Source organism: Clostridium sp., assembly GCF_016650035.1.
GTDB lineage: Bacteria > Bacillota > Clostridia > Clostridiales > Clostridiaceae > Clostridium_AD.
On the sequence record NZ_JAENWM010000081.1, the window covers coordinates 1 to 18,636 of the forward strand.

At 30.7% G+C, this 18,636-nt stretch carries 14 protein-coding genes and 3 pseudogenes; 14 read left to right on the forward strand and 3 right to left on the reverse strand.

Annotation, left to right across the window (positions count from 1 at the left end):
* Positions 1-111: 111 nt before the first annotated feature.
* The 4 genes and pseudogenes from JJD95_RS15895 to JJD95_RS15910 all read left to right on the forward strand — a co-directional run.
* Positions 112-402: pseudogene (locus JJD95_RS15895) on the forward strand (endonuclease MutS2); the annotation flags it as partial.
* 216 nt (positions 403-618) lie between these two features.
* Positions 619-3,459, forward strand: coding sequence for an ATP-binding protein (locus tag JJD95_RS15900; RefSeq protein WP_291644003.1), 2,841 nt, complete (start codon positions 619-621; stop codon positions 3,457-3,459).
* Positions 3,460-3,813 (forward strand): annotated as a pseudogene (locus JJD95_RS15905) (response regulator); the annotation flags it as partial. It lies immediately after the preceding gene.
* 336 nt (positions 3,814-4,149) lie between these two features.
* The gene (locus JJD95_RS15910; RefSeq protein ID WP_291644004.1) at positions 4,150-5,646 is read left to right on the forward strand and encodes an HD domain-containing phosphohydrolase; all 1,497 of its coding nucleotides are present in this window, start codon (positions 4,150-4,152) and stop codon (positions 5,644-5,646) included.
* 156 nt (positions 5,647-5,802) lie between these two features.
* On the opposite strand, the gene ftsH is transcribed toward JJD95_RS15910, so the two are convergent.
* On the reverse strand, positions 5,803-7,605 hold the full coding sequence (ftsH, locus tag JJD95_RS15915; RefSeq protein ID WP_291644005.1) for an ATP-dependent zinc metalloprotease FtsH: 1,803 nt from the start codon (positions 7,603-7,605) through the stop codon (positions 5,803-5,805).
* Between the two features lie 315 nt (positions 7,606-7,920).
* Positions 7,921-8,313, reverse strand: a pseudogene (locus JJD95_RS15920) (threonine/serine exporter family protein); the annotation flags it as partial.
* Between the two features lie 393 nt (positions 8,314-8,706).
* Between JJD95_RS15920 and JJD95_RS15925 the strand changes: the two are divergent.
* The 8 genes from JJD95_RS15925 to JJD95_RS15960 all read left to right on the forward strand — a co-directional run bounded on the left by JJD95_RS15925 (position 8,707) and on the right by JJD95_RS15960 (position 15,135).
* Positions 8,707-9,081 (forward strand): 4Fe-4S dicluster domain-containing protein, encoded by a 375-nt coding sequence (locus JJD95_RS15925; RefSeq protein ID WP_291644006.1) that lies wholly within the window; start codon positions 8,707-8,709, stop codon positions 9,079-9,081.
* Positions 9,082-9,084: 3 nt separating this feature from the next.
* Positions 9,085-9,852, forward strand: a complete 768-nt coding sequence (locus JJD95_RS15930) for a (Fe-S)-binding protein (protein ID WP_291644007.1) — start codon at positions 9,085-9,087, stop codon at positions 9,850-9,852.
* A 377-nt stretch (positions 9,853-10,229) separates the two neighbouring features.
* Positions 10,230-11,606 (forward strand): sulfurtransferase, encoded by a 1,377-nt coding sequence (locus tag JJD95_RS15935; protein ID WP_291644016.1) that lies wholly within the window; start codon positions 10,230-10,232, stop codon positions 11,604-11,606.
* Between the two features lie 4 nt (positions 11,607-11,610).
* The gene (locus JJD95_RS15940) at positions 11,611-12,051 is read left to right on the forward strand and encodes a hypothetical protein (protein WP_291644008.1); all 441 of its coding nucleotides are present in this window, start codon (positions 11,611-11,613) and stop codon (positions 12,049-12,051) included.
* Positions 12,052-12,240: 189 nt separating this feature from the next.
* Entirely contained in the window at positions 12,241-12,636 is a 396-nt protein-coding gene (locus tag JJD95_RS15945; protein WP_291644009.1) for a DUF1523 domain-containing protein, read from the forward strand.
* Between the two features lie 133 nt (positions 12,637-12,769).
* Positions 12,770-13,852 (forward strand): bifunctional glycosyltransferase family 2/GtrA family protein, encoded by a 1,083-nt coding sequence (locus JJD95_RS15950; RefSeq protein WP_291644010.1) that lies wholly within the window; start codon positions 12,770-12,772, stop codon positions 13,850-13,852.
* A complete protein-coding gene (locus tag JJD95_RS15955) occupies positions 13,824-14,726 on the forward strand; it encodes a phosphodiester glycosidase family protein (protein WP_291644011.1) in 903 nt (300 codons plus the stop codon). Before JJD95_RS15950 ends, JJD95_RS15955 begins: the two co-directional genes overlap by 29 nt.
* Positions 14,707-15,135 carry a hypothetical protein gene (locus JJD95_RS15960; RefSeq protein ID WP_291644012.1) on the forward strand — a complete coding sequence of 143 codons (429 nt, stop codon included), beginning with the start codon at positions 14,707-14,709 and terminating at the stop codon, positions 15,133-15,135. The genes JJD95_RS15955 and JJD95_RS15960 overlap by 20 nt, the downstream gene beginning before the upstream one ends.
* Here JJD95_RS15960 and nagZ read toward each other — a convergent pair.
* Positions 15,132-16,388 carry a beta-N-acetylhexosaminidase gene (nagZ, locus tag JJD95_RS15965; protein WP_291644013.1) on the reverse strand — a complete coding sequence of 419 codons (1,257 nt, stop codon included), beginning with the start codon at positions 16,386-16,388 and terminating at the stop codon, positions 15,132-15,134. The genes JJD95_RS15960 and nagZ overlap by 4 nt on opposite strands.
* A 204-nt stretch (positions 16,389-16,592) precedes the next feature.
* Between nagZ and JJD95_RS15970 the strand changes: the two genes are divergently transcribed.
* The gene (locus JJD95_RS15970) at positions 16,593-17,564 is read left to right on the forward strand and encodes a tRNA-dihydrouridine synthase family protein (RefSeq protein ID WP_291644014.1); all 972 of its coding nucleotides are present in this window, start codon (positions 16,593-16,595) and stop codon (positions 17,562-17,564) included.
* A 505-nt stretch (positions 17,565-18,069) separates the two neighbouring features.
* A complete protein-coding gene (locus tag JJD95_RS15975) occupies positions 18,070-18,411 on the forward strand; it encodes a thioredoxin family protein (RefSeq protein ID WP_291644015.1) in 342 nt (113 codons plus the stop codon).
* Positions 18,412-18,636: the final 225 nt, after the last annotated feature.

Genomic DNA, 18,636 nt, shown 5'->3' on the forward strand with positions numbered 1-18,636 from the left:
AATAATGTGCTTATCAAAAAAGCAATTAATAACTAGATAATTATTAGTATTATAGTTATAATTTGACCTAGGAATGCAGTTATATAAAGCTATATTTTGACGCACTACACTTATGAATATATAATAGGTGATAAGGTATTTCTTATGGAGTACAAGGACTTTGCAATAGTTTATAAGCCGATGGATAAATTTAACAACATAACGGTGTTATATAAAGAAGACTTTATAGAGGTTAATGAAAAAAGATTAAAACTAGAGTTAAAAGCTGAGGAGCTATATCCAGCAGATTATGATTTTAATGTATTATTTGTAGACTATGTGCAGCGAAAATTAGAAAGGGACATTGAGAGAGGATCAAAAAAGGCACTTAAAAAAATTCAAAGGGAAATAAGGGAATCATGAAATTGACATTAAGAAAGATATAGGGTAATATTGTTATAGTTTTACAATTATCAAAATGAGAGGTAATTATGGATGTAGAAAAAATGGTGAAATTTTTTAAAGCACTTTCTAATGAAAATAGATTAGAAATTTATCTTGAAATAATGAAAAATTAGTAGATGAAGTTTTTGAAGCCATGAGGAGAAAATGATAAAAAAGTTTTAAGAGAGGTGTAGAATGGTTAAAAAATACCGTGAAAGAAGTCTGAAAAAGAGGATAACAAGAACAATATCTATGTTGAATTTTTTTAGTTTAGGAATAATGTTAATCGCTATGATGATTACTCTGGGGGTAGTTTTTAAAGTTTTTAGTATTGTAATAGTGAACAATGCAGTCAGTCATATGAGCAGTCAGATTAGAAATGTATATATGAAGGAAAAAGAAAAAGGGGAAATAACAGATGAGTTTACAGAGTTAACTCCCGATTATGAACTTATGTTTAAAAAATTAGAAGAGTCTTATAAAGTGTTCTCACCTCAAGAGGAAAAATCTAAACTGACAGAAGGAGAAGATATAGAAGCAACAACATTTGAAGGTATGAATTATTTAGTTGAATACAATATATGGAATGATAACAAGTTAATATATAATTCATTAAATCAAAGTCAAATAAAAAATAGTAAACATATACATATAGAAAATAATTGGTTAATTAAAAAATTTAATACTGAAACAACAGAATCCGTAATAATTGACAATAAAGAATTGTATGTAATCAATGTAAAACTCAATCCAGGAATAATCCTTGGTGGATATATAGTATTAATAATCATATGTGTAGTGATCTTTTTAATGATTTTAATGATATCAAAAATCATTGCGAGTAAGCTGAGTAATGTAATAGTAAAGCCTTTATCAGATCTTGAAACAAAAATGAAGGATCTTGCAGACGGAAATATTGAAGCAGCAATTAAATCAGAAATTAAATTTAAAAAGCCAATAAGGGAAGTTGAAAATCTGGCTAATTATACAAATGTAATTATGTCAAGAATGAGTGAATATGTTGATGCATTAGCCAATCAGAATTCTGAATTAGAAGCACAAAATGTTACACTTCATGAAAATAGTGGAACGTTGGAAAGCATTAATCTAGCATTAGATAATAAGAACATTAAGCTTAAAAATATTTTCAATAATGTAGAACAAGGATTTTTAACTTTTGGAAGTGATTTAAGGATACAAAGTGAATATAGCTTGGAATGTGAAAAGTTGTTTAATAAATTTATTGCAGGAGAAACACTATCCTCAATACTTAACCCAAATGATATGAATATGCAGAAGTTTATAGATGACTTACTTACTAAAATATTTAATTCCAGTAAGTATCATAAAAAGATCTATATTCCGCTGCTTCCAGAAGAGGTTACAATAAATAATAAGGTTATAAACTTGTCCTATAAAGAGGTTAAGAATGAAGTAAATGAAAACATAATAATGGTAATAATAACAGACATAACGGAAAAAAGACTTTTAGAGAAGCTTATGGATGAGGAACGAAGTACCTTGAAAATGGTTGTTAAAACAATGATGAATAGAGATGATTTTAAAGAATTAGTAGTAGCTTATGAAAACTTTACAGCGCAATCATTTAAAGACACAAAGCCTAAAGATTATGAACGTATTCTTAGACAGATACATACCTTTAAAGGAAATTTTAGCCAGTATATGATGGTAAACTTGGTTCCTAAACTTGATGAGCTTGAAACTAAATTATATAAAAAGAAGGATAATTTCAATATAAATAACATAGATAACTTTGAACTTAACAATTGGTTAGAACAGGATTTACATATATTAGAATTTTTTGTGGGGAAGGATTTTATAAAAGAAGGAGAAATTTTCTATATTGAAAAAGAGAAACTTATGGGAATTGAGAAAAAAATCCAAGAATCTTTGACACTAAAAGAAAGTAGAGTTATTCTTCCTCTTATAAAAAGTCTTAGATACAAATCAGTGATGGATTTGCTTAAGATTTATCCTGATTATGTTATGCAGTTAAGTGAAAGGCTTTCTAAAAATATATCACCTTTTAATATAACAGGTGATAATGTAATGATTGATACAAGTAATTATCAAGAAGTTTTTAAAGCTTTAGTTCATATTTTTAGAAATTCTGTTGATCATGGTATTGAGACGGAAGATGAAAGATTAAATAAAGGAAAAGATCAGATTGGAAATATACAATGCGAAGTAGTGGATCTTGTGGATAAATTTCAGATAATAATTTCTGATGATGGAAGAGGAATAGATGTTTACGCACTTGAGCAAAAATGTATAAATGAAGGATTATATACTAAAGAAGAATTGTGCTCTTTGACACGCAAACAAAAATTGGAGCTAATTTATAAGCATGGAATAACAACAAAAGATGAAGCTACTTATATTTCTGGTAGGGGAATTGGAATGTCCGCCGTTAAACAGTATATTATTGAGTCATTTGGTATAATTGAAATAGAGAGTGAAAAAGATAGAGGCACTGTGTTCACAATCACTTTACCAAGGCTGGATGGTAGCTTAGAAAATACAACCACACCACAAAAATTTATAGAGGAAATGATAAAGAATGCAAAAGATATTATATGCTCGCAAACAGGAGTAAATTTTGAGCTAAAAGATATTGAAACTAAAAAAGCAATTTCACTTAAAAATATAACAGCTCTATTTAGTTTAAAAGGGACATTAAATTCCTTAATTATGATTAGTGTTAACGAAGTATTGGCGAAAAGGCTTGTTCAAGGGTTTATTATAGATGAAGTAGCGGAGGAGACTATTAATGACTATTTTGAAGATGTGATTGGTGAAATATCCAACACAATTCTAGGTAATACATTTGGTTCTTTTGAAAATACAAAAAATATATTTCATATAGGAGTTCCTGCTGTTTTATCAAATACAGATGCTTATATAAAATATACCCAATCACAGATATTATCCTGTGAATTGTGTTGTGGTGAGTATGAATTTAGTATAAATATGCTATTAGTAGAAGAAGACGCGTTCGCAGAGGAGGAAATATAAATGGCTAGAATATTAATTGTAGATGATTCAACTGTAATGAGAAAAAATTTAAATACCATATTTACGAGTAATGGGCATGAGGTTGTTGGAGAAGCTGGTGATGGAATACAGGCGGTATTACTATATTCTAAGTTAAAGCCTGATTTGGTTACAATGGATATAACAATGCCTAAAATGAATGGCGTAGAAGTGGTTAAGCGTATAGTAGATAAAGATAGCAGTGCAAAAATAATAATGGTTAGTGCATTAAATCAAAAACAGATGGTTTTCGAGGCTTTAGAAAATGGAGCTAAACATTACATTATAAAACCTATTGAATCTAGTCAATTATTAGGAGTTGTAAATGAGGTACTAAACTATAATATTGAAGATATGCTTGAAAAAAAACAGAAGGCTGTAGAAATAAAAGATGGTTTTACAATAGAAAATAAAGAGGCTAAATTTATTATTTACTTTAATGAATATTTGGATATAAAGGACCATATAAGGTTAGAAACTGTTGTAAAGGGGTTGTTATTTATAAACCCACTTAATATTGTATTTGATTTTGGAACATTAGAGGATATTTCGGTAGAAATACTACTTCCAATTCTAAGAATAAGTAACAGGATTAAAACAGCGGGAGGAAATCTAGAATATTTGATATCAAGTGATAAGGTACGAACAAAAATTAATGAGGTGGAAAAATAGATGAGCAGTACAATTTTTATTCTTACAAATAATAAAGCTAAAATTTCTATAGTTAGAGATTTTTTAAGCAGTGATTATGAAGTATATAGTGTTACTAAAACTAATCTCATGGTTGAATTATATAAAAAGGAACCCAAGGTTTTAATAGTAGATATTGATAGTTATGAAGAACAGACGATTAAAATGATTAAGTCTATTATAGCTATTGAATATCTACCAGTTATTTATGTATATAGTGAGAAAGTAGAAATAACTGATTTGTTGAAAGATGAAATAGTCATCGAAGCTTCAAGGATTCAGGAAACTATTGTATATCTCCTTAAACAATCGATTATATTTAAGAGTAAATATGATAAAGTTATGGAAAGTTATAATGCAATTGACCTCATTAATGGAGAAATCAAATCCTATATTAAAAAATATGTTAGTGTGGAAGATACTCATACAATTACTAAAGAAATGCTTGATTTAATATTTGCAAAGAATTTATTCTTAAAAAACAAGCCTGAAACAATATGGGTGTTGATTTCTAAAAAAGATATTTATAATTATAGCTTGTTCCAACTTAATAATGATGAGTATGAAGAAAAACTATGCGCGGATATAGCTGAAGAGGCTTGTTTTAATTTTGATATTTATGCAAGTACTGGATTTAATAAAAACTTTAACGTAGATGGTGAATTCTCCGATATTAGCTTTAGTAGAAAAATATTCCCGAAAGTTATAAGGCAAAATACTCCTGAAATAAAAAATTTTGCTGGGTTCTCTATTGGAAATATCATTCTAGTAGGTATGAACTACAAGAATATTGTGACAAATTATGAGGTAGGAATAATTAAAGCATTGTCAATAAATTTTGATCTTATGGATACTATGAGGCATCAGATAAATGAATTAGAAAAGTCTTTTGAGTACACAGCAAATGCCCTGGCAAGGGCAGCAGAGGCAAATGATGATTTAACTGGAAAACATATTAAAAGGGTTAATATATTTTCAAAGAGAATAGCAGAAGAATTAGGTATGAGTAAAGAATTTACTCGAAAAATTTATAATGCAGCTCAAATGCATGATGTAGGAAAAATAATTATAGATAAAAGCATCCTAACTAAACCTGGAAAGCTAACGGATGAAGAGTTTGAAATGATGAAGAACCACACCGTTTACGGAGAAAGTATAATAGGTGATTCTGAGTATTTAAAAATGTCTGCAGAAATTGCCAGAAGTCATCATGAGAAATATGATGGAACAGGGTATCCAGATTCAAAAAAAGGTGAAGAAATTCCTCTTTCAGCAAGAATAGTTTTTCTAGCAGATATATACGATGCCTTAAGAAGTGCGAGAACATATAAGCCTGCATTTTCCCACGAAAAAGCTTATGAAATAATAAGCATGGGGGACGGCCGTGTTAATCCAGAGCATTTTGACCCTAATGTTCTAGAGGTTTTTAAGAGAATGCACTTAGACTTTAAGAAAATTTACGAGGAAATAAGGCATTAGTGTGAATTGAATATAAAGGTTAGATTTTATGGTATTTATACAAATGCTTACTATATTATAGATAAAACAAAAATATACCGAATAGACAGTTATTTTAAACTATCTATTCGGTATTTATAATACTTTATTTAATTGACAACCTGTGATTTTTTTTTATTAGCTTCTTGCAAATATTTCTTGAAAATCTACTGCTTCAAGTTTCTCACGTACTAAAAGCTCTTCTGCAACAGCATTAAGTTTACTTCTATTTTCGGTTAAAATCGTCAATGCTTTCTTATATGCTTCATCTATAAGTTTTTTTATCTCCATATCTATTTTGTTTAAAGTTTCTTCACTAAAGCTTTTGCTTTTACCCATGTCTCTTCCAAGGAATACCTCATCAGAGCTTCCTGAACCAAATGCAATTGGACCAATAGCGTCACTCATTCCGTAGTCCATTATCATCTTTCTTGCAATTGTTGTTGCTCTCTCGATATCATTGCTTGCACCAGTACTTATATCACCAATAACTAGTTTTTCAGCAACTCTACCACCTAATAGGCCCACAATTTCCTCTTCCAGTCTTGACTTAGACATATATGAACTGTCTTCATCTGGAAGACGCATAGTATATCCGCCAGCCCTTCCTCTTGGAACTATACTTATCTGGTGAACGGGATCTGACATTGGAAGTAAATTCATAACAATTGCATGGCCTGCTTCATGATATGCGGTAAGTCTTCTATCTGCTTCGATTATTACCCTGCTTTTCTTTTCAGGTCCGGCAATTATTCTTGTAACTGCTTCTTCAAGTTCATCCATTCCTATAAGCTTTTTATCTTTTCGTACAGTTAAAAGTGCTGATTCATTCATTAAGTTCTCAATGTCTGCACCTGTAAATCCGGGTGTCCTTTTAGCAAGTACGCTAAGTTTAACTTCTGGGTCAAGATGTTTATTTTTGGAATGGACTGCCAAAATTTCTTCTCTACCTTTAGCATCAGGTAAACCAACAAGTATTTGTCTGTCAAATCTACCTGGTCTTAGTAGTGCAGGGTCAAGTACATCAGCTCTATTTGTAGCTGCAATCATTATTATTCCTTCATTTTCTCCAAATCCATCCATCTCAACTAGCAGTTGGTTTAATGTCTGTTCACGTTCATCATTTCCTCCACCAACGCCTGCACCTCTTTGTCTTCCAACAGCGTCAATCTCATCTATAAAAATTATGCAAGGTGAGTTCTTTTTTGCTTGATCAAATAAATCACGTACTCTGGAAGCTCCAACGCCAACAAACATTTCTACAAAATCCGAACCTGAGATGCTGAAAAATGGTACTCCAGCTTCTCCTGAAATAGCTCTTGCAAGAAGTGTCTTACCAGTCCCAGGAGGTCCTATTAGTAAAACTCCTTTTGGTATACGAGCGCCCATATCCACATATCTTTTAGGCTGTTTTAGAAAATCGACTATCTCTGCAAGCTCAGCTTTTTCTTCGTCCGCTCCTGCAACATCATCAAAACTAACTTTTTTAGCATTAGGATCGGATAATTTTGCTTTGCTTTTACCAAAATTCATTACACCACCGCTTCCACCGGCACCTTTTGACCGCTTCAGGAATATAAATCCAAATCCTACAAGCATTAATACAAATAATACGTTAGGCAAAACCTGTAACCACATTTGTAAATCGGATGGTTTTAGGTATGTTTCCTGAACATCGGAGCCTTTTGGATTAGCTTCAATGAACTGATTTAATCTGGCAGGTTGAACAAACGTTTTATATGTAGTCCCGTTTTTTAAAGTTCCCGAGACTGATATCTGATCATCTGCCACCACGAAGCTTTTTATAGTGTTATTTGTCCAATTGGTTTGGAATTGACTAAAATCAATAATTGTTGACGTCTGATCTGTTTTAGAAAATAAAGATACTGCGATTATAACAAGAATTATAGCCAAAATAGCAATATTTGATTTCTTTTTCATCAGAGAACACCTCTCTTTCTCAATAAGTACTTAATTTTTTGTAGAAGCAACTTTATATGAACAATAACTTCCGATTATTTTTACGTCCTTTAACATCATAACATAAACTGGGAGGTTATCTATAAATTTTTTAATTACTTTTGAAAATAAATATTTTCATCTTTATCTTATAAAATAATTTGTGAATGAATAATGGACTATTTAAACATTAATTTCTCTCAATCTATTATACCATATTAAACCTAACCTGTTTAGGTGATTCACTTTGGTTTATTATATAGTTTAAATATACCAAGTAATATTGATATATTTTCATTATGCCCCACTAGTATCATTACTACCCTTATGATCCATCCTACGATTATTATTATGATACTTATTAATGAAGGTTAACTTCGATATAAAACGAAAAATTGTTACAGATAACATTATACCAAAAGCAATTGCACCGGCTGCAACTATAACGTGTATTCCATTAGAATATGCTTCGGGGTAATTTTGCTCTACTATACAGTTAATGGTTTTATATGCAGTTAGGCCAGGGACTAGTGGGAATATTCCAGGTATTGAAAATTGAATAGCTGGGGTCTTAAGTTTTCTTGCCATAAATTCACTATATATACCTACAGCTATAGCACCTATAAAAGATGCCATACCAACACTATGTTGTAAGTTATAAATGGGAATGTATGTTGCCCAGCCAATTGCTTTTGGTTATATTATATTTTACAAGTTCAAATTAATATATTTTCTTAATTATATCATATATTCCTTATGAAAACTTTGCAGTTTTGAATGATAAAAACCATACAACAATGGTTAGCGTTTAATTATTTTCATTTATATTTATAAGATAATATTTTATGTACCAAATGAAATATTTTATGCAAAATTTAGTGATGATGTATTTCTATATGTTGACTGTTAAAATGGTTTGTGCTTATAATTGTATTAATAAATCTAATTTATCACTTAGGGAATACTGTTAATTAATTAGATAAAGTTTATCCATTAAAAAAACAGATGAAGAAAATAAAGTATGTAAAGTGCGTTTCCCTTGATAGGGGAGCTTACTAAATACAAGAGGAGATAATTAGCACAATGAAATTAATAAAGTATAGTTTTAAAACCTTAGAAATTTCAAAAGAAATAGCTAATAGTTGTACAAATTGCAAGATGTGTATGCAAGAATGCGTGATGATGAACGACTTTGGAGAATCTCCACGGGATATATTTGGAGCATTTTTAAAGGATGAATATATAAATTCCTTAATTCCATACTCATGCAGTCTATGCAATAAGTGCACAACAGTTTGTCCTAAGAATCTTGAAATTCCTAAAGCATTTATGGGTATGCGTGAATCTATAATAGAGGCTAATGGTGGAAAATCACCTTTAAGGGGACATAATGCCGTATATATGCACCAATTACTTAGCTTTGGATTTATGAAAATTTTCACTATAAGAAGGAGGTAGGATATGAAAAATATAGCTTTTATGCCTGGATGCAGTTTATCCTCCTATTCCCCAAAAGCTGTTGGAAATGTACTAAACTATCTTAAAGAAAATTTCAATAATGTCACTGCAATACAAAAGTGCTGTGGTATGCCTACTTTAGTCATAGGACAAAGTGAGCTATTTAGCAGTAGATATGAAAGTCTTAAAGAAGATATTAAGTATTTGGATATATATGAAATAATAGTAGCTTGTCAAAGTTGTTTTATGACATTAAAGGAATATAGCGGGTCTGTTAAGATCACCTCTCTATGGACTTTAATGCCAGAACTCGGACTTCCTAAAGAATTTAGAAATAAAGCTAAAGATAGCGATATAGTGTTTAGTATACAAGATTCTTGTGCTACTAGAAATAATGATGATATTCATAATGGTATAAGATGGATACTTACAGAACTGGGATATAAATATTTGGAATCTAAGAATTCCAGAGAAAATTCTTTGTGTTGTGGACAAGGAGGAATGATTTCCACTGTAAATCCAGATGTATCGCGTAGAATGGCTCAAAAGATTGTTTCTGAATTTAACACTGATTATGTGGTGACTTATTGTGCAGCTTGTCGATCTTCAATGTATAAGGTAGGAAAAGAATCTTATCACATATTAGATTTGATATTTGGTCCGGTGGTATTTAAAAGTACAAAAGGTCCACCAGATATATTGGCTATGCCTATAAAGGCTTGGACTAATAGATATAAATCAAAAAAAATAATTAAGAAAATAATAAAATAAATTAGAAGCTATGCCTTAATAGAGGACATAGCTTCTAATTTTTTTCATAATATATTTTTTTAATATAACAACCATTTATTTTAAAAAAGCCATTAAGCCAAATTAACTATTTGATATTTCTATAGGTAACTTAGAATCTATACAAATTAACTATTAGATATTTTTATAGTCTTAGTATAAAATTAATAAAGTCGGTTGGAATTTTTCGTATTTTAGCTTCTAAACAAATACACCCCTGAAAATGTAAAAACTTTGTTGAATATTAGGGGGTGTTCTCACCTAATGATATTAGTAAATAATTTCAAGGGTATATAGATTGTATGCTTTAAAATCTTATGATAAATATTTTTCAATATGGAGGGATTATTATGAAAATAATGACTAAGATTACGGTAACTGCACTTATTGCTATAATTACTACAGTGTCTTTTGCTGGATGTTCAAGTAGTAAAAGTTCAAAAGAGGATGTGTCAAAGAACACTACAACAGGAATTGAAATAATGAGCACGAAAGATTTACAGGATAATTTAGGGAAAAGTGACTGGGTAGTAGTGGATACAAGAGAAAACGATGCTTTTAATGGATGGAAGCTTGATGAAGTAAAAAGAGGGGGTCATATAACAGGGTCAACAGATTTTTCAGCAGCTTGGTTAAAAGCTCCGGATAAGGATAAGACCATACGACTAGAGGAGGCTTTAGAAACAAAGGGAATAACTAAAGAAAAAAATATAGTGCTTTATGATGCAAATGGAAAAGACTCAAATGAAGTTGCAAACTATTTAACAAAAAAGGGTTTTACTAATCTCTATGAATATGACGTTAAAGAATGGGCTAATGATAAAAGTCTTCCAATGACTGCTAATGAAAATTATCAAATGTTAGTTACAGCATCATGGGTTAAGGATTTAATAGATGGTAAAAAACCAGATACATATAATGGTGAAGACTTTAAAGTATTTGAAGCAAGTTGGGGAGAAGAAAAAGACTCACCAGATTATTTAAAGACTGGACATATAAAGGGCTCAGTTCATATAAACACAGATGAGGTAGAAGAAGGTCCACTATGGAATCGTGTATCTGATGAAAAATTGCAAAAATTTGCTGAAACTAATGGAATAACAACTGATACTACTGTTGTATTATACGGAACGGACTCAACGCCTTCCTTTAGAATAGCTGCAATATTAAAGTATATGGGTGTTAATGATGTAAGAGTATTAAATGGTGGGCTTACAAAATGGACAGATGCAGGATATGAATTAGAAAAAACATCAAATGAAAAGTTGCCTGTGGCTGCCTTTGGTGCAACGGTTCCTGTGAATAAAGGATATATTGTTGATTTACCACAAGCTAAAGAAATAGTAGCTGACAAAAGTGGAAGTAAATTGGTTGATATTAGAAGCTGGGATGAGCGTATAGGTAAGACATCTGGATATAATTATATAGATCCAAAAGGATGTCCAGAAGGTTCAGTTTGGGGTCACGCGGGTATAGATAATAGCAATTTAAATGATTATACAAATATAGACAACACTATGCGTAATAGCGATGAAATACTTGTTATGTGGAAAGAAGAGGGTATTACGCCAGACCAAAGATTATCTTTCTTCTGTGGAACAGGATGGAGAGCAGCACAAGTATTAACCTATGCGGATGTTATGGGACTTAAGAATATCTCTCTTTATGATGGTGGTTGGAATGAATGGAGTGGGAACACTGGAAATCCAGCAAATCCTATAAAAATAGGTGAATAAAAAAATGGGAAAAACAATTAAAATTTTAGCTTCTGCTCTGCAGGTAATTATATTGATTTTCCCTATAGTTCTACAATATTTATCAGATAAAAAAATGGGAGTTAAGAGATATTTGGTTTTTAAAAAAACAATATTTTCAGAGGAAACATTTACACCAAATTTAATGTTTATGTATAAGCTTGTTTTGATTTTAGGAATTATAGTAAGCATTGCTCTTTTGATATACTATTCAATTGTGAAAGTAAACAATGCTTTAATAAAATCTTCAATTAAGGTGACTGTAATGAATTTCATAATTATATTTTTTGTTTTTTCGAAACAGTTCGAAGAGTTACTTACTTATCACTTTTTCCTAATATCTATTTTTGTGATTATAATTCTCCAATATATAAAATTGTACAGTGACTGGTATTGCTCTAAGAATATCAGACCAGTGAATCACTAAATAGGGAATAAAAGAAGTTAATAAAGCCAAGAATTTTTAATCATAAAGTGATTAAAAATCCTTGGCTTTATTGTACACGGTATCTTATTATTACTTAGTTTAGAAAAAAAATATTTATATTATATTCTAATAGTTAGGAAAAAGAATAACAATTAAAGTAAGTGGATTAATTAAAATAAAGGAGATATTATGATTGGGAATATTGACTACCAATTTAAAAGAATAAATTTTATGAAGTTTAAAATTAAAAAAATAATAATTATAGTTATTGTGATGATAGGTGTAAGTATCTTATTTCCGCATTTTATTAGAAGTACTTATATAGTAACTATTGCAAATAAACGAGTAGTAAAACGTGATAATATCGATACTTATTTAATTTATACACAAACGGAAAATGGCGACATAAGGATATTTAACAATACTAACAGTTTATTAGAATTTAAAATTCATTCTGAAGATCTGTATTGGGGGATTATAATTAATAGAAAATACGAGGTTAAAGCATATGGCGTGAGTATACCATTATTATCATATTATCAAAATGTTATAAGTGTTAAAGGAGTGTCCACGGACACAAAATAAAGCTAGAATGATGAAATGTATCTATCTCTAATATCACATAATTTTAACATATTTTTTTTATATTTCTATGACAATTCCAATTTATAATATTAATTAACACATGGAATTGTGCTCTATAAGGAGGGTCATAGAAATGAAGCCTGTTATAATTATCCCTACACTTAATCCAGATGTAAAACTAATCAATTTAGTTCAAACACTAAAGAAAAGCAATTTTTCGATTGTTATTATAAATGATGGAAGTAAAAAGGAATGTAATGATATTTTAGAGACATTAAAATTAAGGTTTCAATGTGATATATTAACCCATACAAAAAATATGGGAAAGGGTGCTTCCATTAAAACAGGAATTAGGTATGCTTCTCAAAAGTACCCCGAGAGCTCTGGTTATGTTACTGCAGATGATGACGGACAACATGCAGCTGGGGATATTTTAAAAGTAGTTGAGTCATTGGAGAAAAATTCAGATAGTCTGATTTTGGGTTCAAGGAATTTCAGTAAAAAAAATGTTCCATTTAAAAGCAGGTGGGGTAACCGCATCACATCAGTTGTATTTTTGATGAGCACTAGTAAGCGATGTCAGGATACACAAACAGGCCTTCGTGGGATTCCAAAGGGATTTACACAAATATGTCTTTCTGTACCAGGGGACAGATTTGAATATGAGATGAACATGCTGCTAGAATTTGCGCGAAATAAGATTTCTACTGTGCATGTGCCAATAGCTACTATATATCTGCAAGATAATAAATCATCTCATTTCAACGCAATTAGAGATTCTGTACAGATTTATTTAAATATATTGAAATATAGTATTTCTTCTATGGGTTCAGCCATTATAGACATTATAGCATTTACCATATTAATTAATCTTATATTTGGAAAGGCATCTGCTGGAATATTAGCAGCAACGGTAGTGGCAAGAGTTATGTCAGGCGGTGTGAATTTTATGCTCAATAAACATTGGGTTTTTAAAAGCGAAAATGGGCATGGCATTGAGATAATTAAGTATCTTACTTTATTTTGCTGCCAGATGATACTGAGCTGGATTCTTGTCACCAGCCTGAGTAATTTGTCTCTTCATCTGACTATTATAAAAATGCTGGTAGACAGTACGTTATTCTTTATAAGTTATCAAATTCAAAAAAAATATATATTTAGTAAAACAGAAAGGGTGGCAGGCACTAATGAAAAAATTTCTATCAAAACCGTATAGATGGGCGGCTATTTTCTCTATTTTATTAGCGTTAGCCATTACTTTTACTGTGTTAGACACTTTTGTACTTCAGAAATCAATCACGAGCGTTACAGCAGTAACTTCAACAGTTGCGTCTACTGCAGTAAAATCAACGGCTGTTATTACGGACCAATCCTATGAGGATGAAAATATTAAAATTACTATTGAAACAGTACGCAGTTATGACTCAACCATTTATATTGCAGATATTCAGGTTACGGATGCATTATACTTAAAAACAGCTCTTGCAAAAGGCACCTATGGCCGAAATATAACGGCAACAACTTCCGATATTGCAGAGACTAATAATGCGATCTTTGCTATAAACGGAGATTTCTATGGATTTAGAGATGATGGTTATGTATTACGTAATGGTATAGTATACAGAAATTCAGTCAGAAGTACTGAGAATGATGAATCATTAGTAGTAGATAAAGATGGAAACTTATCAGTTATTTCAGAAAGTGAGGTAAGTATGCAGTCATTAAGTGACAATGGTGCCTTACAGGTATTATCATTTGGCCCTGGACTAGTGGAAAATGGGGAAATTACTGTGACAAGCTCAAGTGAAGTGTCACAATCAATGACAAGTAATCCTAGAACAGCCATTGGTCAGATTTCCAATCTTCATTATATTGTAATTGTATCTGATGGCCGTACCAGTGAGAGTCAGGGGATTTCACTTCTTCAGCTTGCTCAAGAGTTTAAGGATAGAGATTGTATCGAAGCATATAATCTAGATGGAGGAGGATCCTCAACCATGTATTTTAATGGAGAAATTATAAATAACCCTACAGACGGCAGAAGTGTGGGAGAAAGAAAGGTGAGCGACATTGTCTATTTTGGATATTGATATGAAAAGCCAGAGAAAACAGATTAGAAAAACAATATGGGTCTATTTGATATTGTCAGTAATAGCTGCAGCTTTTGATAAAGTTTATGGTGTTTTTGGTCACGGGATAAATTCTCCATCCATGACCTGGATGTTTTTATACCCATTACTGGGTGGCGCGCTGTTCTATTTCATAATCGAGAGATTTATCCCTTATATCTTAAAGCTTTCTGGGTATCGTGTATTTTGCAATATTTATAATTCGGGAATTGCTACATTGACTTTCGGCAGTTTACTAAAGGGTATTTTTGATATTGCAGGCACAAGCTCCGACTATTTAGTGTTTTTTTATATAGTCGGAGGGGGATTCATTGCAGCAGGCTTGATTATGATGTTTATAAAGGTTATTAGGCAGAAAAGAGTTCATTAAAATCTCTCGTTTAATAAATTATTTATTTTATTATTTATATCCTCAACATTTACGGAATTTATTATTTTATCATTTAATTTGTATTTTTGTTTAAGACTCAATATCCTATATACACTTTCATCTATTCTTTGCTCCGATACATCACCCTTTGATATTGCGTTTTTCACTGCATTTATTACGGTTACCTCATTATCATAACCGTGGCAAACTAGCACTATATCAGTCCCTGCCTTTATTGATTTAACGGCAGCTTCTGAAATATTATAATTTTTTACTATAGCACCCATAGTCATATCGTCAGTGATTATAACACCATTAAAATTAAGCTCACCTCTTAAGATATTAGTAATAATTATTTTCGACAATGACGATGGGTTTTCACTATCTATCTTAGGTAAAAGTATATGTGCAATCATTACTGCATCTGCATTATTTTTTATCGCTTCTATAAAAGGTATTAGTTCTAAACTCTTTAACCTTTTTAAATCATTATTAACAGAAGGTAAACCCAAATGAGAATCTACAGAGGTATCGCCATGCCCAGGGAAATGTTTCACTACAGGTATAATATTTTCCGATTGAATTCCCTTCATAGTTTGAATTCCTAAGTTACTTACGATATTTACATCTGCTCCGAAGGACCTATCTCCGATAACTGGATTCTTTGAATTACTGTTAACATCAAGAACCGGTGCAAAGTTCATATTAAAACCAAATGAACCTATCTCTAGCGCAAGAGTACTACCTATCCTGTTAGATAACACAGCATCGTTTATTTTGCCTATTGCTTTATTTGTTGGGAATTTTTTGAATTCCTTTGGCATTCTTGTTACTTTCCCACCTTCTTCATCAACAGATAAAAATAGTGGGATTTTATTTTTTAGATTTTCACTTTTTAATGAATTCAGTAAATTAAGTAATTGATTAGTATCTTGAACATTATTTGAGAATAATATAACTCCTCCAACCTTATATTTTTCTATGAGACTTTTAGTATTCTCATTTAAATCATAGCCCTCAATTCCGACTACAAGCATTTGTCCTATCTTTTCATCTATAGTCATTTTTCCTATTTGCTCTATGAGTGTATCTATTGGTTTAGGCTCAGGTTTTACTTCAGAATCTTGTGTGTTAATTTCTATTGGATCATCTTGTTCATCATATATTTGTGATGAATTATTACTTATATTACAACTAGACATAATTGATAAAATAAATAGTAACACTAGAATCAAACTAGATTTTTTTAACATTACGCCGCCTCCTTCATATTCCAACTAACACCCAATTGTGTCCTTCTTCAATTATACAGAATTTTAATCTGGATTTCAAATACTTAGCATGATTTGAGGCTACTTAAATGATATAATATGAAGTGGAAAAGCATGAACAAAACTTTAAGATGTAGAAGCCTGTCATAAAGTTTTCTATAAGAAAGTTAGGATGGAGGGATTAGTATGAAATTTTATTTCGCACCGATGGAAGGTTTGACAGGGTATGTTTATAGAAATGCCCATAATGTTTTTTTCAATAATATAGATAAATACTTTTCACCTTTTATTGTTGCAAATCAAAGCGAAAGTTTTAAAACTAGAGAATTAAATGATATTTTGCCAGAGAACAACCAAGGACTAGTTTTGATTCCACAATTATTGACCAATAATGCAAAAGATTTTATCCATACTTCAAATAAAATAAAGCTGCTAGGATATAATGAGGTCAATTTAAATTTGGGATGTCCTTCTGGGACTGTAGTTTCAAAAAATAAAGGGTCTGGATTTCTTTCAAAACGAGAAGAACTTGATGTGTTTTTAGATGAAATTTTTTCTAAATCCATAACAAAAATATCAATAAAAACTAGAATAGGAAAAGAACATCCTGAAGAATTTTATGATTTAATAGAAATATTTAACAAATACCCTATAGAAGAGCTTATTATTCATCCAAGGACTCAAAAGGATTTTTATAAAAATAAACCTAATCTGAAAATTTTTAAGGAAGCCTTGATCTTAAGTAAAAATCCTGTTTGCTATAATGGTGATATTTTTACAATCAAAGAATACAAGGAATTTTCGAGTAAGTTCCCTAGTGTAGATACTTTAATGATTGGCAGGGGATTATTAAGAAGTCCTGGAATGATCAGAGATATTACAAATAACATTAAACTCGAAAAAGAATTACTAAAAGACTTTCATGATAAAATTTATGAGGATTATAAGAGAATACTTTTTGGAGATAGGAATGTCTTGTTTAAAATGAAAGAATTATGGTTTTATATGATTCCCATATTTTCTGATAATGCAAAATACGCTAAAAAAATTAAGAAGTCAGAAAGGTTATGCGATTATGATGAAGCTGTTTCAAGCTTATTCACAGAACAGGATGTAGAAGGGAATTGTAAGTTTGTGCAGTCAATTAAAATAAAATGAATTTACCATTGACATTGATAGATAGAAAGATTAAAATATAATTAACGCATACCTAACGGGGGTATAAAAACGTTAAAAGGGATAAATATGAGGAAATAGGAACTTGTCAAATGACTAATATGCAAGGGGAGTTGAAAATAAAATGATAGAAGTATCTGAGATAGCAGCAGGAAAACTTAAAGAGACTATTTTGCAACAGAACAATCCTGAAACCATTATGCTTAGAATTTCATTTGGAGGATCTGGTTGAGGAGGCCCGAGACTACAATTAACTCTGGATGAGTTAAAGAATCAAAATGATACTGTCATAGAATCGCGTGGAATTACAGTTGTATATAATTCTAATTTGGAAGAACAAGTATGTAATACTGTTGTTGACTATGCAAACAGCTGGTTCGAACAAGGTTTTGTTATTAGAGGAGGAGCAACCTCTTCCTGCTAGCATTTAAGGATAATTAACTAAGATTATAATAAGTAATAATTATTAAGATAGGGGTGAATTAAAATGTTAGAAACGAATTTAAATCATATTCAATCAATAGATGAATTTCAAAAAATAATAGAAACCAATGAAAATACAATGATTTGCTGTGGTAGAATGGGACCGATGTGTGTACCAGTTTATGCTGTAATGGAAGAAATAGGCGACAACTACAAGAATGTAACTTTTTTTGATATGGATTTTGATATACCGGATGCGAAGGTAATTAAAAATCTTCCTGAATGCAAAAATTTTAGGGGTCTGCCTTTTACTGTTTATTATAAAAATGGGAAGATTGTTAAAGCAACAACTAGTATCCAATCAAAAGAGCAAGTAACAAGCATTATTGAAAAACATTTTGTTTAGATAAGACATGGTTACTTGTAGAAATAAGTGAATCTATTGCTTGTTGAATTTTGTTTTTGTTAATAGTATTGTTATTATTAAATAAAAGAGTATAGTCGGAAAACAATAATTAACAATATCCACATTTAGGAAATAATAATATGTATCTGGATAACGAATTATACTCAAATTAATTATAGGCATAACAAAAAGACTTTTTTACACATTATTTTAAAAAAGCCGTAG